The organism is Arthrobacter sp. M2012083, from assembly GCF_000281065.1.
GTDB lineage: Bacteria > Actinomycetota > Actinomycetes > Actinomycetales > Micrococcaceae > Arthrobacter.
Map to the genome: position 1 here is coordinate 58,952 of NZ_AKKK01000006.1, position 21,899 is coordinate 80,850.

Annotated in this window: 17 protein-coding genes and 1 riboswitch; of the genes, 7 read left to right on the forward strand and 10 right to left on the reverse strand. The window is 63.0% G+C overall.

Annotated elements, in window-relative coordinates; all coding sequences use genetic code 11:
- Nucleotides 1-48: 48 nt before the first annotated feature.
- Together sucC and sucD are read left to right on the forward strand one after the other, a co-directional pair.
- Nucleotides 49-1,218, forward strand: coding sequence for an ADP-forming succinate--CoA ligase subunit beta (gene sucC / locus A477_RS0103635; RefSeq protein ID WP_017197661.1), 1,170 nt, complete (start codon nucleotides 49-51; stop codon nucleotides 1,216-1,218).
- A gap of 12 nt (nucleotides 1,219-1,230) precedes the next feature.
- Nucleotides 1,231-2,133 (forward strand): succinate--CoA ligase subunit alpha, encoded by a 903-nt coding sequence (gene sucD / locus A477_RS0103640; protein WP_011773780.1) that lies wholly within the window; start codon nucleotides 1,231-1,233, stop codon nucleotides 2,131-2,133.
- 137 nt (nucleotides 2,134-2,270) lie between these two features.
- On the opposite strand, the gene A477_RS0103645 is transcribed toward sucD, so the two are convergent.
- The gene (locus A477_RS0103645; RefSeq protein ID WP_237715711.1) at nucleotides 2,271-4,994 is read right to left on the reverse strand and encodes a chitobiase/beta-hexosaminidase C-terminal domain-containing protein; all 2,724 of its coding nucleotides are present in this window, start codon (nucleotides 4,992-4,994) and stop codon (nucleotides 2,271-2,273) included.
- Between the two features lie 315 nt (nucleotides 4,995-5,309).
- The gene (locus tag A477_RS0103650) at nucleotides 5,310-6,101 is read right to left on the reverse strand and encodes a gamma-glutamyl-gamma-aminobutyrate hydrolase family protein (RefSeq protein ID WP_017197662.1); all 792 of its coding nucleotides are present in this window, start codon (nucleotides 6,099-6,101) and stop codon (nucleotides 5,310-5,312) included.
- A gap of 77 nt (nucleotides 6,102-6,178) precedes the next feature.
- Here A477_RS0103650 and A477_RS0103655 point away from each other — a divergent pair, with 77 nt between their 5' ends.
- Complete coding sequence (locus A477_RS0103655; RefSeq protein ID WP_026005334.1) at nucleotides 6,179-7,312, forward strand: LOG family protein; 1,134 nt, start codon at nucleotides 6,179-6,181, stop codon at nucleotides 7,310-7,312.
- 4 nt (nucleotides 7,313-7,316) lie between these two features.
- Here the strand turns inward: A477_RS0103655 and A477_RS0103660 are convergent, their stop codons facing one another.
- The 3 genes from A477_RS0103660 to A477_RS0103670 form a co-directional block, all read right to left on the reverse strand.
- Nucleotides 7,317-8,318: a matrixin family metalloprotease gene (locus A477_RS0103660; RefSeq protein ID WP_017197663.1), complete on the reverse strand. Its 1,002-nt coding sequence runs from the start codon at nucleotides 8,316-8,318 to the stop codon at nucleotides 7,317-7,319.
- Between the two features lie 48 nt (nucleotides 8,319-8,366).
- Nucleotides 8,367-9,203, reverse strand: a complete 837-nt coding sequence (locus tag A477_RS0103665; RefSeq protein WP_044568249.1) for a matrixin family metalloprotease — start codon at nucleotides 9,201-9,203, stop codon at nucleotides 8,367-8,369.
- Between the two features lie 142 nt (nucleotides 9,204-9,345).
- Nucleotides 9,346-10,512, reverse strand: coding sequence for a VIT1/CCC1 transporter family protein (locus A477_RS0103670; RefSeq protein ID WP_020372788.1), 1,167 nt, complete (start codon nucleotides 10,510-10,512; stop codon nucleotides 9,346-9,348).
- 255 nt (nucleotides 10,513-10,767) lie between these two features.
- Here A477_RS0103670 and A477_RS0103675 point away from each other — a divergent pair, with 255 nt between their 5' ends.
- Entirely contained in the window at nucleotides 10,768-10,959 is a 192-nt protein-coding gene (locus A477_RS0103675; protein ID WP_017197666.1) for a hypothetical protein, read from the forward strand.
- On the opposite strand, the gene A477_RS0103680 is transcribed toward A477_RS0103675, so the two are convergent.
- Nucleotides 10,956-11,267: a hypothetical protein gene (locus A477_RS0103680; RefSeq protein WP_017197667.1), complete on the reverse strand. Its 312-nt coding sequence runs from the start codon at nucleotides 11,265-11,267 to the stop codon at nucleotides 10,956-10,958. The two genes, A477_RS0103675 and A477_RS0103680, sit on opposite strands and share 4 nt — an antisense overlap.
- 15 nt (nucleotides 11,268-11,282) lie before the next feature.
- A riboswitch (SAM riboswitch) is annotated at nucleotides 11,283-11,402 on the reverse strand.
- A gap of 629 nt (nucleotides 11,403-12,031) precedes the next feature.
- Complete coding sequence (locus A477_RS0103685) at nucleotides 12,032-13,549, reverse strand: sodium:solute symporter family protein (protein ID WP_192811971.1); 1,518 nt, start codon at nucleotides 13,547-13,549, stop codon at nucleotides 12,032-12,034.
- A gap of 267 nt (nucleotides 13,550-13,816) precedes the next feature.
- Between A477_RS0103685 and A477_RS0103690 the strand changes: the two genes are divergently transcribed.
- Nucleotides 13,817-14,392, forward strand: coding sequence for a helix-turn-helix domain-containing protein (locus A477_RS0103690; protein WP_017197669.1), 576 nt, complete (start codon nucleotides 13,817-13,819; stop codon nucleotides 14,390-14,392).
- A 19-nt stretch (nucleotides 14,393-14,411) separates the two neighbouring features.
- On the opposite strand, the gene A477_RS0103695 is transcribed toward A477_RS0103690, so the two are convergent.
- Nucleotides 14,412-16,385 carry an APC family permease gene (locus A477_RS0103695; protein ID WP_026005335.1) on the reverse strand — a complete coding sequence of 658 codons (1,974 nt, stop codon included), beginning with the start codon at nucleotides 16,383-16,385 and terminating at the stop codon, nucleotides 14,412-14,414.
- 223 nt (nucleotides 16,386-16,608) lie between these two features.
- On the opposite strand from A477_RS0103695, the gene speB reads away from it, so the two are divergent.
- Both speB and A477_RS0103705 read left to right on the forward strand, forming a co-directional pair.
- Nucleotides 16,609-17,679, forward strand: coding sequence for an agmatinase (speB, locus tag A477_RS0103700; protein WP_017197671.1), 1,071 nt, complete (start codon nucleotides 16,609-16,611; stop codon nucleotides 17,677-17,679).
- Nucleotides 17,676-19,379, forward strand: a complete 1,704-nt coding sequence (locus A477_RS0103705; RefSeq protein WP_017197672.1) for a thiamine pyrophosphate-binding protein — start codon at nucleotides 17,676-17,678, stop codon at nucleotides 19,377-19,379. The genes speB and A477_RS0103705 overlap by 4 nt, the downstream gene beginning before the upstream one ends.
- A gap of 69 nt (nucleotides 19,380-19,448) precedes the next feature.
- On the opposite strand, the gene A477_RS0103710 is transcribed toward A477_RS0103705, so the two are convergent.
- Both A477_RS0103710 and A477_RS0103715 read right to left on the reverse strand, forming a co-directional pair.
- Complete coding sequence (locus A477_RS0103710) at nucleotides 19,449-20,783, reverse strand: MFS transporter (protein ID WP_017197673.1); 1,335 nt, start codon at nucleotides 20,781-20,783, stop codon at nucleotides 19,449-19,451.
- Between the two features lie 34 nt (nucleotides 20,784-20,817).
- Entirely contained in the window at nucleotides 20,818-21,846 is a 1,029-nt protein-coding gene (locus A477_RS0103715) for an MBL fold metallo-hydrolase (protein WP_017197674.1), read from the reverse strand.
- Nucleotides 21,847-21,899: the final 53 nt, after the last annotated feature.

Below are 21,899 nucleotides of genomic sequence, written 5' to 3' on the forward strand. Positions count from 1 at the left end.
GTTCCCGGCTGAACAGAAAACTACTTCGACGTAGAAGGACACTAAACCGTGGACCTGTTTGAATATCAGGCGCGCGATATGTTCGAGGCGCACGGTGTACCCGTGCTCGCCGGCATCGTGGCGCACACTCCTGAAGAAGCGAAGGCAGCTGCCGAGAAGATCGGCGGCGTAACTGTCGTCAAGGCACAGGTTAAGGTTGGTGGCCGCGGCAAGGCTGGCGGCGTCAAGGTTGCCAAGACCGCCGAAGAGGCACTTGAGCACTCCACCAACATCCTGGGCATGGACATCAAGGGCCACACCGTCAACAAGGTGATGATTGCCCAGGGTGCCGACATCGCCGAGGAATTCTACTTCTCGGTCCTCCTGGACCGCGCCAACCGCAACTACCTGGCCATGTGCTCGGTGGAAGGCGGCATGGAAATCGAGCAGCTTGCAGTCGAGCGTCCCGAGGCCCTGGCCAAGATCGCCATCGACCCCGCTGTGGGCATCGACCAGGCCAAGGCTGACGAGATCGTTGCAGCCGCAGGTTTCGCCGAGGAACTGCGCGGCAAGGTGGCCGACGTCATTCTGAAGCTCTGGGACGTTTTCAAGAAGGAAGACGCAACCTTGGTTGAGGTCAACCCGCTGGTCCGCACCGGCGCAGGCGAGATCGTTGCCCTCGATGGCAAGGTCTCCCTGGACGAGAACGCTGGCTTCCGCCACGTGCACCACGCACACCTGGAAGACAAGGACGCTGCTGACCCGCTTGAGGCCAAGGCCAAGGCGCAGGACCTCAACTACGTCAAGCTGGACGGCGAAGTAGGCATCATCGGCAACGGCGCCGGTCTTGTGATGTCCACTCTCGACGTCGTTGCTTACGCCGGCGAGAACCACGGCAACGTCAAGCCCGCCAACTTCCTGGACATCGGTGGTGGAGCATCCGCCGAGGTCATGGCCAACGGTCTGGACGTTATCCTTGGCGACTCCCAGGTCAAGAGCGTGTTCGTGAACGTCTTCGGTGGCATCACTGCTTGTGACGCCGTTGCCAAGGGCATCGTGGGTGCGCTGGCTGAGCTCGGTTCCTCCGCGAACAAGCCGCTGGTCGTTCGCCTCGACGGCAACAACGTTGAGGAAGGCCGCCGCATCCTGACCGAGGCCAACCACCCGCTGGTTACCCTGGCCGCCACCATGGACGAGGGCGCCGACAAGGCCGCCGAGCTCGCCAACGCAGCTAAGTAAAGGGACGCGACAATGTCTATCTACCTCAACAAGGACTCCAAGGTCATCGTTCAGGGCATCACCGGCGGCGAGGGCACCAAGCACACCGCCCTGATGCTCAAGGCCGGCACCAACATTGTTGGTGGCGTCAACGCCCGCAAGGCCGGTACCACGGTCCTGCACGGCGACAAGGAAATCAACGTCTTCGGCACCGTCAAGGAAGCCATCGCTGAGACCGGCGCAGACGTCTCCATCGTCTTCGTTCCCCCGGCATTCACCAAGGACGCCGTGGTTGAAGCCATCGAAGCCGGTATCGGCCTCGTTGTCGTCATCACCGAAGGTGTGCCGGTTCAGGACTCCGCCGAATTCTGGGCACTCGCCCAGTCCAAGGTGGACGCTGACGGCAAGCAGATCACCCGCATCATCGGACCGAACTGCCCCGGCATCATCACCCCCGGCGAGGCCCTGGTTGGCATCACCCCGGCGAACATCACGGGCAAGGGCCCCATCGGCCTCGTGTCCAAGTCCGGTACCTTGACCTACCAGATGATGTACGAACTCCGCGACCTCGGCTTCTCCACCGCCATCGGCATCGGTGGCGACCCCATCATCGGCACCACGCACATCGACGCCCTGGCAGCCTTCGAAGCTGATCCGGAAACCAAGGCAATCGTCATGATCGGTGAGATCGGTGGCGACGCTGAAGAGCGCGCAGCCGACTTCATCAAGGCCAACGTCACCAAGCCGGTTGTTGGCTACGTTGCCGGCTTCACCGCTCCCGAGGGTAAGACCATGGGTCACGCTGGCGCCATCGTGTCCGGTTCCGCCGGTACGGCCCAGGCCAAGAAGGAAGCTCTCGAAGCTGCTGGTGTAAAGGTCGGCAAGACGCCGTCCGAGACCGCCAAGCTGCTGCGCGAAGTTTACGCAACGCTCTAGCCTTTACAGCTGACTGACGACGACGGCCCGTCACCTTCCCCACGGAAGGTGACGGGCCGTCGTCGTTCTTTAAGTTGGCTGACGCGGGCCGAAGAGTCTGGGGGAAAACTCCGACCCGCGCCAGGTTCATGGGCTGGCTAGGCGATGATCTTCATGGCCTGCCAACCGGTGCCGAGGCTGATGGGCGGCACGGTGCTGAAAACTCCGCTGCCTGTGCCGGGATAGAGCCACAGGGTGTCTGCGATGCGGCCTATGACGTCGTTGCTGCCATCGCCGTTGAGGTCGCGGGGCCCGGCCATCGATGTTCGGTTGTCCCAACCCGTGGAGATTTGCTTCCATGGGAGCCATCCGCGGGTTCCGTTTCCGGGGTACAGCCACAGGGCGCCCGTGTCCGAGCGTCGCGCCAGCACGTCTCCCTTACCATCTCCATTAAAGTCCCCCGTGCTGAAGATTGCATTCATAACATTCCAGCCGGATCCAATGGTGACCGGTGTCCGCTGACCACCTGTTCCGTTGCCTTCGTAGAGCCGCAACTCTCCTGAGCTGAGCCGGCCAATGAAGTCCGGAATGCCGTCGCCACTGAAGTCTCCAGGGGAGAACAGCTGGCTCATGGTGCTCCAGCCGGTACTGACCTGTACCCGTGCTCCGAAGCTGCCTGCACCGTCACCCGGGTAGAACCACAGGACGTCACCGGCACGGGCAAGCAAGTCAGGTTTGCCATCCCTGTTGAAGTCGCCGGGGGTGATGGTGTCAGTCACCGTGGACCAGGCAGGTGCCGGCAGGGCTACTTGCCGGGGCAAAAGGCCCCCTGCGCCGTCCCCTGGGTAGAGATACAAATTGCCGGCGGTGTCGGAGGCCAGGACATCGGCTTTACCGTCGCCGTTGTAGTCATGGGCCGACGGCGGTCCGGCTGCGGGCACGGTGTAGGTCTGTGTGCCCACAGCCGAGGTGTTACCGGCCGTGTCCACCCCGATGTACTTGAGGACAAGGTTGGAAGTCCCCATGACAATCGGAGCCGAGTACTTGATGTTCGTGGCTGATTCCGTTGCCGTGGGGGTGCTGCCATCGGTGGTGTAGTAGATGGCCGCTCCGGGTTCATTGGCGGAGAGGGTGATGGTGGCCCCATTGGCCAACGCGCGGCTGGTGGGGTTGGCTGTGACCACGGGAGCCGTGGTGTCCGGCGGAACAGTGTACGTCTGGGTGACCACGTCCGAGACATTCCCCGCAGGATCCGTGGCAAAGTACTTCAGCGTCATGGGAGCCGTGCCGGGGAACGCTATCGGCGTGGAGTACACCTGTCCGGCCGTCAACGGGTCGGTACCATCGGTGGTGTATTTGATCACCGAGTTCGCTTCGTTGACCGTGAGGGTGATGGTGGTGCCGGGAGCGTAGGCGCCGCCCGCCGGGTTCGCCGTTACCACCGGCTTAGTCACATCCGGGCCGGTGGAGTATGTCTGGGTGACCACGGCGGAGGGATTGTTCGCGGAGTCCACCGCGAAGTACTTCAGGGTCAGCGGGCCGTTCACAGTGATGGGGGTGGCGTATTTGCTGCTGGCCACTGTGGGCGTCGACCCGTCCACTGTGTAGTAGATCGTAGCTGGCTCATTTGCGGTCAGCGTGACCTTTTGCCCGATGTCGTAGGTGCCGCCCGCGGGTGTGGCTGTTACCACGGGGGCAACAATATCAGCGGTGATGTGAGCCTCGAACTCCGCCAAGCCAACGTTCGTGGTGGAACCGCTGACGGAGCTGATGTTGAAGCGCACTGAACTGACGGTCCTGGCAGGAAAATTCACTGTCAGGCCGGAGCCATTGTTTGGCAGGGCAGCAACCGGGACAGTGCTGCCATCCGAAAAGACGAGATTGCCGCCCGTGACATGATCGCTGGTGATCGGTCGATCAAAGAGCGTCACCGCATTGATGGTCTTGGCCGGCGAGAAGCTGTATTGGAGCCAGCTGCCAGCTCTGCCTCCATTGGTGACCCACTCCCGGTTGGCATCCATGGGGGTGCCCCAGGCATATCCGTCCCGCGCTTTCTCCGGACTTTGTGCCGAGGCCCTCTGAGAGGATGCTGAGACGGTGGTACCTGCCGATTTAGCCGCGTTCCCGGTCCACTCGATGGCCGTAATGTACTGCCGTTTGAGCCAGTCGCTGTAGGGCGTGTCCGGACAGATGGCGCCGCAGAGGAACTCATCGAATTCGGCAAAGTGCCTGAAGGTGTTGACCTTGCTGGTGAGTTCGGCGCCCGTGACGTTTTGTGCGTACTCGTCGATGACATAGGCATCATAGGCGGACGAGGTATGCGGTCCGGTGTAAGCACGAGTGGCCAACTGCCCGAATTTTGCCGCAGCCCAGTGGTCGCTGTGGTCATAGGGGGTGGTGAAATTGCCGGTCCAGTCCTGGGTGCGGAACGTGGTGGGTTTGTAGTTGGCTACCAGCCTGTTCAACACGGTCTGCAACAGCGATTTTGAATAGGTGGCGGAACCGTCCACGGGCCGAATTGAAGAAATGCGTCCGTCCCACAACTTCAGGATGCTCTGGCCATTGAAACGGGTGCTGCCATTGCCATTGGGAAAGCCGTCCGGAAGCCTCAGGAAAACCACTGAGATATTCGGCGCCGCGTTGAGCGTGTGGACAGTCACCGGACGCTCGGGTACACCGGCGTCCGAAGCCGTCCATGCATTGGCGACCCCCGCCATCAAGGCGTAGCTTGACCGGATCCCGGCTTCGAGGCCGGCCCAATAGGACTGCCCTTCTCCGGCGTCACCCGCAGTGAGGTAGATCGTCTGGACGCAGCGCTTTGCTTGGACATCCCGCATGAAATCGGGACTGATGAAGATCAGGTCATCATCGGTATGGGCCACGATTTGCTGGGCACCGCCGGTCCCGGGACAAGGAGGTACGGCTGCCGATGCGGGCTGGGCAAATCCGAAGATAAATGAAGAAAGGGCAAGACAAAGGCCCAGCAGAAATCCGAGGATTCGCCGGACCAATGAGCGGGTGCCGAAGAATGATAAGCGGGTATGACGACGAGCGTATTTTGGACGGTCCACAACCATGCTCCTTGAGCAGATGTTGGGCCCCCCAGCCGGCAAACTTACGACGCCCCCAGGACGTCATTTCGAATGGAGTTATACACTGCCCCGATTATCACTGGTGCGAAAGCGATGCAGTGAGCGCTACTGTACTCCGGCAGGCGGGCCATGGGTAGGGTTCCGACAAATATCCACAAAACTCTTGAAAGGCATCAACCGCGCAGCGTCGGGCAGCTGGGATGCCTCCGGATGCCACTGGACCGAAACGACCCATCGCGAAGGGTCTTCCAAGGCTTCGACGGTTCCATCGTCCGCCACGGCAGTGACCTGCAGGCCTTCGCCTACTCGGGACACGGCCTGATGGTGTCCGGAGGCGATCTTGATGGTACTTCCATGGGGAGATCCATACAGGCCCGCAGTCTTGGAACCGGCCGTCAGCACCACATCATGCCAAGCCCATTCGCTGGCCTCGGGATCGTGCGGATCCAGGCCGTTGTGGTTGACTGCAGACGGTGCCATGTCCTGGATCAGTGTTCCGCCGTAGAGGACGTTCAGCAGTTGGTGTCCCCGGCAGATACCTAGTAGCGGCAGCCCGGCGTCGATGGTTGCCCGTGCAACATCCATGTCCAGGTGGTCCTGCTCAGGGTTCACATCGTAAAGCGACTTGTCAGGATCCTGCCCGTAGAGGCGTGGGTTGATGTCGCCGCCTCCCGGCAGCAACACGCCGTCGAGCGTTTGCATCTCGGTGGCCAGCCGCCCGGCGCTGTCAGCGGAAACAGGGGTCAACAGCACCGGAACTGCGCCTGCCTCGCGCAGCAGGTCCACGATGTACGTAAAGAGCTCGTTGGCTTCACCCACGCGGGCGTCGGGGGTGTCCGAACTGCTGAGACGGACCGGAATGCCGATGCGCGGACGAACAACTCTTGAACTCTTCATGCTTCATGATGCACCGGACTGCTGCCGCACACCCAAACACCCGGCTTTAGAGCCCGGCGGACCACTACGCTGAAACCATGAATCGCTCCGGAGCCTTGAACCCGAGTCCGCGGACGCTAGACGTCGAAAGCGTGGTCCACTTCCGCCAACTGGTAAGCGCCGGGGCCGGGTCCATGAATGGCTGGCATGCACAGTCTTTGGACCTTCGGGGCCATTCACGGGACCTCAAGGCGCTGGATCCCCAAGGCGCGATCTTCCTGGGGTGCACTTTCGACGACGGTGTGGAAGAAAGCCTCCGCCGACGGGGAGCCCTCATCTTCCCCCAGCTTCACAACGTGCCGTTCAACCCGTACCGAAGCAGCGTTTACACGGCTGGTGAACTGTACGAGGACATCGCCTCCACGGAGTACGAATCCACTCTCGATGCCCGCGTCTACCAGTGGAGCATCCTGCCGGGGCAGCGGGGTAGCCTGGATGCCACCCTCGCCGCAGCCCTGCACGATCACGCAATCGGCGATGCTTTGGACGAGCTGCTGGACCATGGCGCGTTGTCCGGGCCCAAGCTGGTGGGCGTCATGGGCGGACACGCCGCGCAGCGGGGAACCAAAGCATTCGCCGACGCCGCGCAATTGGGGCGGCTGCTGGCCCAAGCGGGCTTTACGGTAGCCACGGGCGGGGGTCCCGGCGCCATGGAGGCCGCCAACCTCGGCGCCTACTTAAGCGGACTGCCCGACGCCGACTCCACCGACGCGCTTGGGGCGCTCGCCGCCGTGCCGGGGTTCAGGCCCTCCGTGACGGCTTGGGCTCGGCAAGCAGCTGTCGTCGTGGAACGATATCCTGGCGGCACCCCGACGCTCGGTATCCCAACATGGTTCTACGGGCATGAGCCGCCGAATCTGTTCGCCACCCACATCGCCAAATACTTCGCCAACGCCGTCCGCGAAGCCATCCTGCTGGAGCTCTGCAATGGCGGGATCGTGTTCCTCCCAGGCGCCGCAGGGACAGTGCAGGAGATCTTCCAGGATGCGTGCGAGAACTACTATGGAGCCCCCGAGACCATCACGCCCATGGTTCTGGTAGGCCGCGAACACTGGGAACAAACCTTTCCCGCCTGGCCCATGTTGCGGAGCCTCGCGGCTGGAAAGCCCATGCAGGACAAGATCTTCCTTGTCGATTCAGTGGAGGACGCGCTCTCAGTGGTTGCCGGGTAGGCCCTCAGAAGTCCTTGCTGCACGGGCCCGTGCCCAGCTGGGCCAAACCTGTCCGGTCGCCCGCAGCGTATCCGCGCACCCAGGAAGCTTGGTCGAACATGAGCTGCCGGGGATCATCCACGTGGTCCAAGCCAAGCAGGTGTCCCAGCTCATGCATGATGACTGCTACGCCGATCTCTTCCCCGCTGGGAGCGTCCACGATATCCGCGAATTGTGGGGCGTCCAAAGACACCGTGCCCGTGACGTAGGCCTTGTAGCCGTTGCTGAGGCCAATGGAGGAGCTTCCGCCAAGGCCCACGGTCTGCCCGCTCAGGCGTGGCACCTGCTCTGGCGTGCTCCACGCTATGAGGACAGGAGCCCAGCGGTCCCCGTACCTTGCGGGCTGGTATCCAGACCTGTTGGGGGAGGGAACTTCGGAACTGGGGCCGTCGTAGATGAACTTCAATCCCGTGGCTTCGCCGGCCTGCCTCACGGCCTCTTCCACCAGCGGTTGCCAGGAGGGTGGTGCGAGGTCCGAGTTAATCACGTAGTGGATGGGCCGGCATGGCGAGTAGGCAAGGGGGGTTCCGTCCTCCTTGACGGCAAGAAATTTGTAGGAGGAACTCGTGCGGCTCAGTGGTGCCGGCGTGCCCAGGGGTGCGTCGGCTTCCTCGAGTCCAGGGACTGGCTCCTGCCGCTGACCGAACGGTACCAGCCCGGGCCGGGGCGCCTGGCTCTGCGTGGCGGACGATCCGTCCAGGAGCTGGCGGAGTTCGCCGCTGAAGTAGGCTCCCGCGCACACCAAGCCGAGCACGCTGAACAGGAACAGGATGGCCGCGATGCTGCTCGGCTTGATCGGCGGCCGGATCGGCGGAGGATCCGGCGGGCGTGGGGCGTGGGGAAGGTAATTCGGGCGAGGTGGATCGGGGTCCGGCCACTTGGGCGACCCATAAGGTTCCATGGAACCCCCTGACGTGGCGGCTGCGACGGGAAGTGGGGCGCCGCCGTCGGCCGTATTCGTCAGCATAAGTCCCACTCCAGCGGGAGTCCATGCCGGGTTTGAAGGGTGAAAGAGTCAGATGTCCTTGCGGCAGGGTGCCGAGGAAAGGAGATACAGGCCATTCAGGTCGCCCGCCGCGAGTCCGTCGGGGGCACCGATTTCCGGGTACATGAGTTGGATCGGGTCATCCACGTGGTCCAGGCCCATCACGTGGCCCAGCTCGTGTTGCATGACTGCCAGGACGTAGTCGGCCCCGCCGGGACTGGCCAGCAGTTCCGTTACCTGCGGAGTGTCCAGCTCCAAGCTCCCGGTGATGTAGCTTTTGGGTCCTTTGTTGAGGGAGTACATGGTGCTGCCTCCCGTGCCGATGACGTTGTCAGCCAATGCAGGTGCTTCAACGGGTGTGGTCCAGGAAATCAGGAGGGGAGCCCACCGGTCGCCGTATTTGGACGGCTGGTATGGCTCACGTCGGTCAACCGGCAACTCGTCAGTGGTGCCATCCCTGATGAACTGGATGCCGGACGCCGCGGAAACATTTGCCAAGGCGGCGGTTAGGAGGGCGTCGGAGCCAATGGGGGCGGACGCATCGTTGACAACGTAATGAAGCGGACGGCAAGGGGAGTAACCTACCGGGGTGCCGTCGTCGTTCGTGGCCAGGAACTTGTACGAATCGTTGGTGGTGCCGGGCGCTGAAGGCCGGGCCAGTGGGGCGTCCGCCTCCTCAAGCCCGGGCGGCGGAGCGTCGAGGGGGCGTGCTGGTTCAGCTGAGCCCGGCTGGTCCTGCGTGGTTCCCGGCACGCTCACGCCCGGGAAGAGCGCGGTAATGCGAGGGTCGCCCTGCAGGAATCCACTGACCAGGACGGCAACGACGGCCGCAATGACGGCCATGAGGACGCCGCGGAGAACACGCATGGCTGTGCCAGCGCGGCGGTGTTTTGGCACGCGCGTTGCTTCCCGCTCCGGGTCCACGGTTCTCCATTCCTGATGCCCTGGTCACGCGGGGCAGCGCGGAGGACGAACCAACATTACGGTCTGCGGACCGAGCCGTCCAAACTTAGACGATTGCTGCCCCGAACGCCAGGCCCAGCCCGTACGTGGCCGCAGCCGCTCCCAAGCCGATGGCAAGCTGCCGCAGGCCGCGGCTCAGCGGCGAGGTTCCGGACAGCAAACCGACGACGGCGCCGGTGGCGAGGAGCGCTATACCCACCAGAACGCCGGCCACCATCAAGGCGGCGATGCCCGTCATGCCGAAAATGAAGGGCAGGATGGGCACAATGGCGCCCGAAGCGAAGAAGCAGAAGCTGGACATCGCTGCACCCCACGCCGAGCCGACGGATTCGTGATCGTCAGTTGGCGGCTTCTCCGGCTGCAAGGACAGGCTCGGATCGCAGTCGCAGCTGAACAATCCCATGCGCTCCGCGGCGCGGTGTTCTGCGGCTTCACGCGTCATGCCACGGGCCAAGTACACCAGGACCAGCTCGTTGTGCTCGATGTCCAACGACGGCGCCGCGGTCAGAGTGGCCTGCGTGGGCAACGTCGCGTTAAGGAGCTCACGCTGCGAGCGGACCGAGACGTATTCGCCCGCACCCATGGACAGGGCCCCGGCAAGGAGACCCGCGACGCCGCTCATGAGCACCACGGGGCTGGGCACGCCGGTTGCGGCCATGCCCATGACCAGGGAAAGGTTGCTGACCAGGCCGTCGTTGGCGCCGAAAACGGCGGCGCGGAACGTTCCGGAGAGCCTGTTGCGTCCACGCGTTGCCAGGCCCCGGACTACTTCTTCGTGGATTTGTTCATCGGCCACCATGGCAGGCGTCGCCGCAGGTTCGGTACCGTACGGGGAACGGCCTTCGGCGCGCTGTGCCAGAGCGAGGACAAACACTGACCCGAAGTTGCGGGCCAGGAAGCCCAGGAACTGGCTGCGGCCGGAAGCTGCCTTGGGCATTCCTGCGTGCTCGCCCAGGAGCTTGAGCCAGTGGGCTTCGTGCCTGCCTTCGGCTTCGGCCAGGGCGAGCAGGATTTGACGTTCTTCGCCGTCGCGTCGCTGGGCCAGTTCGCGATAGACGGCGGCCTCGGCACGCTCATCGGCCAGGTACTGCCGCCACCGGCGGATGTCCGCGTGCGAGGGCTGCGGGGCTTGCGTCCAGGCGTTTTCGGCGGCTGCTGATTCGGGGGTGGGGTCCGGAGCGGAGCTCGACGAACTGTGGGATTCCTGGTGCATCTGCACTTTGTCTCCTGTGCTTGGTGGGGTAGTTGCGGCCCCATTGCACGCCCCACACTACCGCTTAACCGCGGGGATTTTTGGCTGGTATTCCTTAACTGGAATGTTCGGTGCACCGTAATTTCCTTGACCCTCGCTGCCACCGGTGCTCAGATGGAAGGACAGGGGTGGGACCCTCCCGCCACTGGTTTCCTGCATTCGGGTCAACGGGCCGCATGACCCGCGAGCACCGGCCCACGAGACGGAGGTTGCACCATGAACACCACCGAATCACACGCCAACTACCCGGAACGGACAACTATTGAGTCCGACCCGGCTTACGACTACGCCGAAGACCAGGAAGTGGACGAGCCCTGGGTGGAGGAAGTCGACGCCCCCGAGGACGACGAACGCGTTGTCCCCATTGACGAAACCGAAGAGTTCCGCGAGGAAGACGAGGAAATCTAAGCCTGGTCGTCGTGCCTTAGTGCGAAGTGACGTTGGAGGCCATCCCGGTGTCCGACGGCGGCAACTGTCACCGTTAGTGTCTTGGACGACTCGCACCAGCGGGTTGGCCGGACGGCTTGGGCCAGCGCCTGCGCAATGAGTTCCGGCTGGGCATGCCCGAACTGCTGGGTTCCAGCCTTGGCAGTGATGGTCACCGTGCCCAGCAAGAGATCGACGGCGGGAATCACCGCCACTGTGGGGGCAACGGTCGCGGCGGGGGTGCTTGCTGTTGTTGTGTTTGCCGGGGTGGTATCGCCTTGGTACGGCAAGGAATGCTCCTTGGGGGAGTGCTCTTGCCCGCTCGGTTGTCTCTGGTCCGGGACGGGCCGCTTCCTCATCCGAACCACCCGTGAACATGGGGTTGGTGTGTGGCCAGTCGGAGCTTGGCACCACATCTCTTGAAGCTTGGACCACCCTATCCCATTGCTGTCCGGGCCCCGTTGCGTGGCCCGGTGTGTTTTGCTGGGCCCGGTGTGTTGTGGGGCCTGCTTTGCTTCCTTTGGGGTGGTTTTTGCGTATAGCGGGCCTTCCAAGGGGTGGGTGTGCGTTGCGGGGCCTGCTTTGCTTCCTTTGGGGTGGTTTTTGCGTGTAGAGCGGGCCTTCCAAGGGGTGGGTGTGTGTTGCTTGGCCTGGTGTGTTGTGGGGCCTGGTTTGCGCACTTTGGGGTGGTTTTTGCGTGTAGAGCGGGCCTTCCAAGGGGTGGGTGTGTGTTGTGGGGCCTGGTTTGCGCGCTTTGGGGTGGTTTTTGCGTGTAGAGCGGGCCTTCCAAGGGGTGGGTGTGTGTTGTGGGGCCTGGTTTGCGCGCTTTGGGGTGGTTTTTGCGTGTAGAGCGGGCCTTCCAAGGGGTGGGTGTGCGTTGCTGGGCCTGGTTTGTTGTGGGGCCTGGTTTGCTTCCTTTGGGGTGGTCTTTGCGTGTAGAGCGGGCCTTCCAAGGGTGGGGGCATAACGCAACGGCGGCGCCGCCCCGAAAAGGGGAGGCGCCGCCGTCGAACTTTGCTTGTTTCCTGAACCTTGATTGGTTCTTAGTGCCGCTCTAGGAAGCAGGGGTGGTGAGCTCTTCTTCGGCTACACGGGTGCCGGCGACGCGGTCCGTCCAAGCCTTCATGACGGCCGGATCCGTGGGCTTGCTGGCAAGCGAGACCACTACGTACACCAAAGCCGAGGCGATCAAACCGAAGTAGATGGGTTCGTTGGCGTAGATGCCATCGAGGGGAACTTCGGCATTGATCTCAAGGATGATCATGGTTCCGAGGGTTACCACCGAACCAGCAGCCATGGACCATGCTGCCGCGATGCCTGTTCCACGCTTCCACACCAGACCGCCGATGATGGCCACAAGCAGGCCGCCAACCAGGATGTCGTAGGCAATGGTCAGCGCGGCCACCACATCCTTGGTGGTGATGGCGATGATGATGGCAACGATCCCCAGGCCGAGTACCCAGTAACGGTTGGCCTTGACGTCGTGCTCAGGGTTGTCGGAGTCGGAGGTGTCCACCTTCTTGCCGAACCAGCTGGCAACGAAAGGCATGACGTCTGCACGGGCAACGGTTGCTGCGGCGATCAGTGCGCCTGACGCCGTGGACATCATGGCGGCCACGGCTGCAGCGAGCACCAGGCCGCCGATGCCGATGGGCAGGAGTCGGGTAGCGACCTCTGCATAGACGTCGTCCTTGGCTGCGATTTCGACGCCGGAGAGGGCAACGCTGGCAGCCATGCCGATCAGGGCGCCTGCCAAGCCGTAAAGAATGCAGTAGACGCCTGCGGTGGCGCCGCCCCAACGGGCAACTGTAGGCGTCTTCGCGGTGAACACGCGCTGCCAGATGTCCTGACCGATGAGGAGGCCAAGGGTGTAAACGACGAAGTAGGTGATGATGGTCTGGAGGCCGATGCCACCGATGTCGAAGAAGCTCTCATCGACGCGGGCCCGGATGCCGTCGAGGCCTCCTGCAGCGTTCAGGGCGAAGGGGAGCATCAGGAAGAAGATTCCCACGGTCTTGATAACGAACTGGACCTGGTCGGCCAAGGTGATGGACCACATGCCGCCGATGGTGGAGTAAACCAGCACGATAGCGCCGCCGATGGCGATGGCGAGCCAACGCTCCCAGCCGAAGAGGACCACGAAGATGGTGGCGTAGGCGCCGGTGGAGGTGGCGCACAGCATCAGCGTGTAGGCCAGCATGACGATGCCCGAGGTCTGGGTTGCCGTGCTGCCGTAGCGGAGGGTCAGCATCTGGGAGACCGTGTAGATCTTGAGCTTCTGGATGGTTCCGGCGAAGAGCAGGCTGAGCAGCAGCACGCCTGAACCAATGGCCACAACCAGCCACATGCCGGAGATGCCGAACTTGTAGCCGAGGCCGACGCCGCCCACGGTGGATGCGCCACCGAGGACCACTGCGGCCATGGTGCCGGTGTAAAGGAAGGGTCCCAGGCGGCGGCCGGCCACCAGGAAGTCGCTGTTGTTCTTGGTGCGGGACTTGCCCCACCAGCCGAATGCCAGCATGGCGAGCAGGTACACCACCACGATTGCGATGTTTATAGCCGAAGATTCCATGAACGGTCCTTGGAGCTGATGCACGGAGGTTGGGGTTTTCGACGATACTCCTGCGAAGCGTCGAAGTCTCTGTGCTGACGGTTGGAGATTGGGGAATGTGTTGTGTGCCTCACAGACAACACTTGTTGCCTATGAGGATATGTTGTGATGGGAGTAACAGTCAAGATCCTTTAGTCATGCTTCCGCGTATTCTGGCGCTCCCGGCCTGTCTCCCGGCTACTATTGCTCCAATGACAGGGCCACATGACAGGCCTGAAAGGTTCGTGAATGAAGGCTCTACCCGTTGAACCGAGCAATGTTCCCGTTGCCATCGGTTCCAGAATCCGCGCAGCCCGGCAGGCGCAGCGCCTCACCATCGAGCAAGTGGCGGATGCTACCGGGCTGACCAAAGGCTTCCTCAGCCGTGTGGAGCGTGACCTGACATCGCCGTCGGTCGCCTCGCTGGTCACCCTCTGCCAAGTGCTGTCCGTGTCCGTAGGCGACTTGTTCGCAGCTCCGGAGACCCACTTGACCAGGCGCGACGACGGCCCCCGCATTTCCCTGGGCGGCCAGGGCATAGTGGAGCGCCTGTTGACAGCCCGTTCGGAGCGGCGGCTCCAGATCCTGCAGGCCACCATCGAGCCGCGTGGACGTGGTGAGAACGAGCTCTACGCCGTGGACTGCGACGTAGACGTTCTGCATGTGGTCAAGGGCCGGATCAAGCTCATCCTGACCAATGAGGAGTACGACCTGGAAGAAGGGGACACGCTCTCCTTCCCGGGCCGGGAACCCCACACCTGGGTCAACCCCACGGACGAGACGGTCGAGGTGTTGTGGGTGCTGGTGCCGGCAGCAAGCCGCTAATTCTGCGGTTCCTGGCTGATTAGCCCACGTGGACCCACGGCCGGCGGGTGATATCCGGCTCGGCTTCCCGCAGCACTTCGCGGGTTACCGGCGCGATCTCTCCTTCACCAAAGAAGAGGAACTTGCTGAGGTTGGAAATCGGGTTGCCCTCGGTCCAGCGGAAGTAGATATGTGGCATGAATCCGGTGACGTCCCGGATGTGGAGGAGTACTGCGGCCACGGTGTTGGGCACGTTGTTGCTGTGCACCTCCAGGATCTTGAACCCGTGCCGGAGCTTGCCCACCACCTGGAGCTCCTGCTCGAAGTCGGAGCTGTCGTCCACAATGACTTCGATAAACAAGGCGTCGCAGTCAACTGGCAGGTGGCTTGCCTGCTGTGCGTGCTGAAGCTTCTCCCTGTAACGGCTGGCGCTGAGGTGCTTTGGCTCGTGGGCGATAATGCGGACGGGGCCGTCGGAAGCGTTGGCCGTGAATTCGAGGGCTTTCTCGTCCATCTTGATGTGGGTGGCGCGGAGCTCGAAAGCGCGGCGCATACGGGAAGTAAAACTGACAACCATGATGCCCAGGATGAAGAGTGCCGCAATCTTCAAGCCGTCGGGGCGTTCGATCGAGTTGACCACAGTGGTGTAGACGAACACGAGCGAGATCAGTCCGAATCCCATGACCTGAGCCCGCTGCTTCTTTCGCCGCGCGGACAAAGTTACGGCTATTGAGGCCGAGGTAATCAGGACCAGCACGCCTGTGGCATAGGCGCCACCCTGGGCGTTGACGTCCGCCTTGAAGATGATGGTGACGAAGAAGGCGATGACTGTGAACACCAGCACCAGCGGACGGAGGGCCCGGGCCCAGGCCGGTGCCATGCCGTAGCGGGGCAAATAGCGGGGGACGAGGTTCAAGAGCCCGGCCATGGCTGATGCACCTGCGAACCAGAGAATGGCGATGGTGCTGACGTCGTAGACGGTTCCGAAGCCGTCGCCGAGGAATTTGTGGGCCAGGTAGGCGAGCGCACGGCCCTCGGCCTTGCCGCCGTCCTGGAATTCCGCGGCGGGGATCAGCATGACGGTGGTGAAGCTGGAGGTTATGAGGAACGAGCTCATGATGATGGCGGCGGTGGTAAGGAGCTTGTGGGCGCCCTTGATCCGGCCTGCAGGTTTGGCTTCGGTGTCTGTGGTGTGGCCTTTGATCTGGGGCATGACGGCGACGCCGGTCTCGAATCCGGAGAGCCCCAGTGCGAGGCGCGGGAAGACCAGCAGTGCAAGGGCGATCATCATGATGGGGTCGCCGTGGGAGGTGGTGAGGGCGGTCCACCAGTCGGTTATGACGTGCGATTCCGTGAAGAGGTGGGTCATGGACACGGCGATCACCACAAGGTTGAGCGCAAGGAACGCCGCCACCAGCACCACTGCCACGTTGATTGCTTCCTTGAATCCGCGCAGGAAGACGACGCCCAGGCCTGCGATCAAAGCCAGGGTGATGACCACTTGTTGGCCTTCGAGGAAGTGTGGCGCGAAGGGGTTCTCGATGAGGTGGGCTGTGGCGTCGGCGGCGGAGAGCGTGATGGTGATCATAAAGTCGGTTGCGGCAAAGCCAAGGAGGGCAAGGACGAAGAGCTTGCCTCCCCATCGTGGAAGCAGGCGTTCAAGCATGGCGATGGACCCTTCGCCGCGCGGGCTTTCCTTGGCCACGCGCCGGTACACGGGGAGCGCACCGGCCAGGGTTGCCAGGACCAGAAGTAGCGTAGCCAGCGGGGAGAGCAATCCGGCGGCAAGGGCGGCGATGGCCGGTTGGTAGCCGAGGGTGGAGAAGTAGTCGAGTCCGGTGAGGCACATGACCTTCCACCAGGCTTGTGGCCTATGCGAGTCCGTAGGCCGGCCGTGAGGTCCCTGCCGCTTCCCTGAGGTGTCGGGCATTCCTTCCAGCAGCCATGATTTGAGCTTGGAGGAATTTTGGGGCTTGTCGGCCGGGTCGGCCGGGGGCCTCGTAAGGGTGGTCACGGTGTCCTTTCGTGCAGCCGGATGCTGCTTCCGCAAGGAGCGTATGGCCGCATTCGACGCCGGGACCCCGGTTTTTATGGAATCTTTACGCCAGCTGTGACTGGCATCTCATGCCGCACCTATCGAAATCTCATTTGTAAACAGGTGATGCATATAAGGCAACTTCGAGTGTATGATGGGAGTCACAGCCACTGACTGACCCAACTCGAAGGAGAGGCATATTTTGGAAGAGCTTCGCATTACGGCCAACGGGAACCTTGGACCCATCGATTCATCCCGCATTCCGCGTTACGCCGGCGCCGCCACCTATGCCCGCCTGCCCCGACTGGACCAGGTCTCCAAGGCTGACGTCACAGTAGTCGGCGTCCCCTTCGACTCCGGTGTCTCCTACCGTCCCGGCGCGCGCTTCGGTGCCAACCACGTACGCGAAGCCAGCCGACTCCTGCGCCCGTACAACCCGGCCTGGGACGTCAGTCCCTTCGAGAACATCCAGGTTGCGGACGCCGGCGACATGGCCGTGAACCCGTTCAACATCAACGAGGCAATCGAGACTGTCCAGCAGAACGCCTTGGACCTCACGGCCAACGGCAGCAAGCTGGTAACCCTCGGTGGTGACCACACCATCGCACTCCCGCTCTTGAGGGCGGCAGCGGAGCGGGCAGGTGAGCCCATTGCGATGCTCCACTTCGACGCCCACCTGGACACCTGGGACACGTATTTCGGCGCTGAATACACGCACGGCACCCCGTTCCGCCGCGCAGTGGAAGAGGGCATCCTGGACACCGAAGCCATCAGCCACGTGGGAACCCGCGGTCCGCTCTACGGCAAGAAGGACCTCGACGACGACCACCGCTTCGGCTTCGGAATCGTCACCTCCGCCGATGTCTACTACCAAGGCGTCCTGGAAACCGTAGCCAAGATCCGTGACCGCATCGGAAACCGCCCGTTGTACATCTCGGTGGACATCGACGTTTTGGACCCGGCCCACGCGCCCGGCACCGGCACCCCTGAGGCCGGCGGCATCACCAGCCGCGAACTCCTCGAAATCATCCGTGGCTTCCGCGGCATGAACCTCGTGGGAGCGGACATCGTTGAAGTTGCTCCTGCCTACGACCACGCAGAGATCACCGGTGTTGCAGGCAGCCACGTAGCGTACGAGCTCGTGACCCTCATGGCGGACAACGCTGTGGAAGGCGACCGACTAGGTGCCCCGAACGGTTACGCGCAGCAGGCGCTCGGCGCTCGCATGGCCGAACTCGCACAGGCAACCGCAACAGCCGGGGACCAGCGATGATTGATTTCGATCCCGGCACCGCGGCTCCTACCAAGGGCACCAATCAGCGCAACGGCGGGGACCTTGTTGTCGAGACCCTCGAGGCGCTCGGCGCCAAGACCGTCTTCGGTATCCCGGGCCAGCACGCACTGGGCCTCTTTGATGCCATGGGCCGAGGCAACCTGCACTTCGTTTCCTCCCGTGTGGAGAACAACTCGGCCTTCGCCGCCGACGGCTACTCCCGTGCCACGGGCGAGGTGGGTGTGTTGTTCCTGTCCACCGGGCCCGGCGCTTTGACGTCCCTCGCGGGCCTGCAGGAGGCGTACGCCACGGGTGTTCCCATGGTGGTTGTTGCCAGCCAGATCCCGCTCGATGGCCTGGGCGCACGCCGCAAGGGCATGTTGCACCAGCTTGACGATCAGAAGGCTTCGGCGGCCAACGTCACCAAGAGCCAGCGGCTGATCCAGCACGCTTCCGGCATCCCGTCGGCCATCCAGGACGCTTGGACCGAGGCGATTTCCTCGCCCCAGGGTCCGGTCTGGATCGAGATCCCGCAGAACGTCCTGCTGGATCCGATCATGGTGCCCCCGGTGGAGGATGCGCTCGCTGAGGCATTCGACAACCCGCCGCGTGTTGAGCTGATCCGCGAAGCCGTGAAATGGCTTTCGACGGCGGAACGCCCGGCGATCATCGCCGGCGGCGGTACGCGTCGTGGCAGGGCTGAGAAGTCGCTGCTCTCGATCGCCGAGCAACTCCGCGCGCCGGTGATCTGCACTCCCGGCGGTAATGGTGCGTTCCCTTGGACCCACGAGCTGTCCCTGCAGTCGTGGATCGAGGACCGGTACATGACCGACGTCCTCGAGGACGCCGACGTGTTGATCGTCATCGGTTCCTCCTTGGGTGAAGTGACCTCGAACTACTTCACGTTCGAACCCCGCGGCCGCATCATCCAGATCGACGCCGAACCCCGCGTCCTCGAATCCAACCGGCCAGGCCTGGGCATCCGTGCCGACGCCGGCCAAGCACTCGCAGCCCTGGATGAAGCCCTCGCGGCAGCAGGGGCAGCTGAAGCCACCAAGCGCGACTGGCACGGCGCCAGCCCGGAAGACGTGGTCAAGGAATCCCTGGCCAAGGTCAAGGCACGCCTGGAATCACAGGATCTGGCCAAGGAACTGAAGTTCATGGCCGACATCCGCGAGGCTGTCCCGGCTGACATGCAGACGTTCTGGGACATGACCATCTCCGCGTACTGGGGCTGGAGCTGCTGGGACGCCCGCCAGGGCCAGTTCCACTCCGCCCAGGGCGCGGGCGGACTTGGTTACGGTTTCCCGGCAGCAATCGGCGGAGCCGTTGGCTTGGAAACCACCGGTAAACCAAGTCGCGTGCTCGCAGTATCCGGTGACGGTTCCTCCATGTACTCCATCTCCGAGCTCGCCACCGCCAAGCAGCACAACGTCCCGGTCACCTGGTTGATCGTGGACGACGGCGGCTACGGCATCCTGCGCGAATACATGGTGGGCGCCTTCGGCCAGGCCACTGCTACCGAGCTCGCCCGACCGGACTTCGTCAAGCTTGCCGAGTCCTTCGGTGTCCCGGCCCGCCGGGTAGCCCCGGAGGAAGTGGGGGACGCGCTCAAGGCGTCCTTCGAAGCGGACGGACCCAACGTCGTCGTGGTTGAAACACTGCTGAAGATGTTCGGCCCCACGCATTTGGACAACTAAGAGCAACTAAAAACCAAAACAGCCAGCCCCCTCACGGAACACCGTGCGGGGGCTGACTGCTTTATGCAGTTAGTCGAGTTCGCGTTGGGTGCCCTCGGGAGTCAGTTTTACGGCAACTACTGCCGCAAGCATCGTGGCGATCCAGAACGCCGCGATGAGCCACAAACCACCGCCGGCTGCGAGGCTCAGGCCAGCGACGATCATGGGCGTGAAGCCTGCGCCGACCATCGAGGCGCCTTGATACGCCAGCGAAGCGCCTGTGTAGCGGTTGCGGGTGGGAAATTGTTCGGCCACGTAGGCGGCGATAGGACCGTAAAGGAAGCCCTGCACGAGGCCGTTGCCCAGCACGATTGCCAGGGCGAACGCCCACAGTTCACCGTTGTTGATGAGCAGCAGGATGGGGTAGGCAAGGACGGCGCCCAAGAGGGATGCGCCGATGAGGACCCGGCGCCGTCCGATCCTGTCGCTGAGTCGGGCCGAGTAGAAGCAGATAATCAACGTCATCAGCGCTGCGAACGCTTTGATGTTCAGCACACCGTTCTTGTCGGCGCCGTTCTCCACGGCAACCGATACGCCCCACACCGTGGTCATCGACTGGCACACGTAGAAGGCTGTGGTGGCGAGCAAACCGAGCACCACGGCGCGGCGGTTGTTTTTGAGGACATCCAGTAGGGGCACCCGGCGCTTGGCTCCTTCTGCTTCAAGTTTCTGGAAAGCAGGTGTTTCGGACACTTTGAGGCGGATGACCATTCCCACCGCGATCAGCGCGGCACTGAGCAGGAACGGAACGCGCCAACCCCAAGCCAGGAAATCGTCACCGGACAGTGCTGCGAACAGGGACAGCGCGAGGGTCCCCATGATGGCTCCGGCCGGTCCGCCGGCGTTGGCGAAAGCTGCCGCGAAACCGCGGTGTTTCTTGGGCGCGTGCTCGATGGCCATCAGCGCAGCGCCACCCCATTCACCGCCCACTGCCACACCTTGGACCAGTCGGAGGACCACCAACGCAATGGGTGCGGCAATCCCGATCTGGGCTGTGGTGGGCAGCAAGCCGATCATCGTGGTGCCAAAGCCCATGATGAGCATGGAGAGGACCAGCATCTTCTTGCGGCCCAGCCTGTCCCCGAAGTGTCCGAAGACCAGGCCACCAAGGGGGCGCGCAACGTAGCCGACGGCGAGTGTTACGAAGGATGCGAAGAGGGCGAAGCCGGGGCCAAGATTTGCAAAGAAGACCTTGTTGAATACGAGGCTGGCGGCAGTGGCGTAGAGCATGAAGTCGTAGTACTCGATGGCACTGCCGATGAAGCTGGACGCCAGGATGCGGCGCATGTCCTTGGACTTCATGGAGTTTTCAGGCACGCCGCCGGGTGCTTCGGCGAGGGTGTCCTGGGATGGTGCTGAGCTCATGTGTTTCCTCAGTTCCGGGGATGGGGGTCGCGCATCAGCGCTGGCGCGCGAACGGAATGACGTCGAGATCGTTGGGAACGGTGAATTTTCCGGTGAAGTGCTCTTCTGCTTCTAGCCACACGGACGTGGATGCGTGCCCGGGCACAAGATGATGCAGGGCAAGGTGCCTGGCGCCGGCGGCATCTGCCAGCTTCGCTGCCTCGCGGACACTGGTGTGGGACTTGTAGTGGTGGTCGCGGGCGGCGCGGCTGCCGTCGTCGGTCTTATCGGCGTAGAGCGATTCCACCCAGTCGAAGTCGATGGCCTCGTGCAGCAACAGGTCCGTGCCCTGAGCCAGGGTGATCATGTTTTCCGTGTAGGCAGTGTCCCCGGAGATGGTCACGGAACCTTCTGCGGTATCGAAGCGGAAGGCGAAGGCCGGCGCCACTGGAGGATGTTCCACCAGGATGGCGGTCACTGTCACCAACTCGTCGCGGTACACCTCGAACGGATCCATCTCCGGCGTCGGGTTGTTGTTGGGGTGGTAGCCGGATAGTGCAGGGATCCGGATGTCTTCGGCTTTGAAGATGTCCAAGGGGCTGGGTCGCAAGCTGTCCAGGATGCGGTCATTAAGATCCGTGGCGTGGGCGGCCATCAATTGCTCAAACATCTGCAGGGTGCCCGGCGTCGGGTTCTCCGGAGCCAAGGGAAGAGGATCGACGACGGCGCGTGGCGACACCGGGGGCAGCTCCCCACGATTGCCGGGGCCAATGATTCTCACTGGGTTGCCGGCGCGGTCTGCAAGGGCGTACAGGCCAAAGATGCCGAGGCCGGCGAGATCATAGACGTGGTCCGAGTGGAGGTGGGTGATGAAGAGCGCCCTCAAATCCTTGAGCTCCAGGCCTGACTGGCTGAGCCTGCGTCCGGCGCCTTGGCCGAAGTCCACCAAGTAGAAGGCCTCTCCGACCACCACTGCGGTGGCTATTCCGGTGCGCTCGCCGGAATCCGCTGCCGCCCACCATCTTGGCCCGCCAGCGGTCCCTAGGGTGACGATATGCGGTTTCAGGGATGACGTCAGTGTCACGGGTGTCTCCTTCGACTTTGGCTTTTCTCCAGTGTGGCCCGGCTCACTGCTCT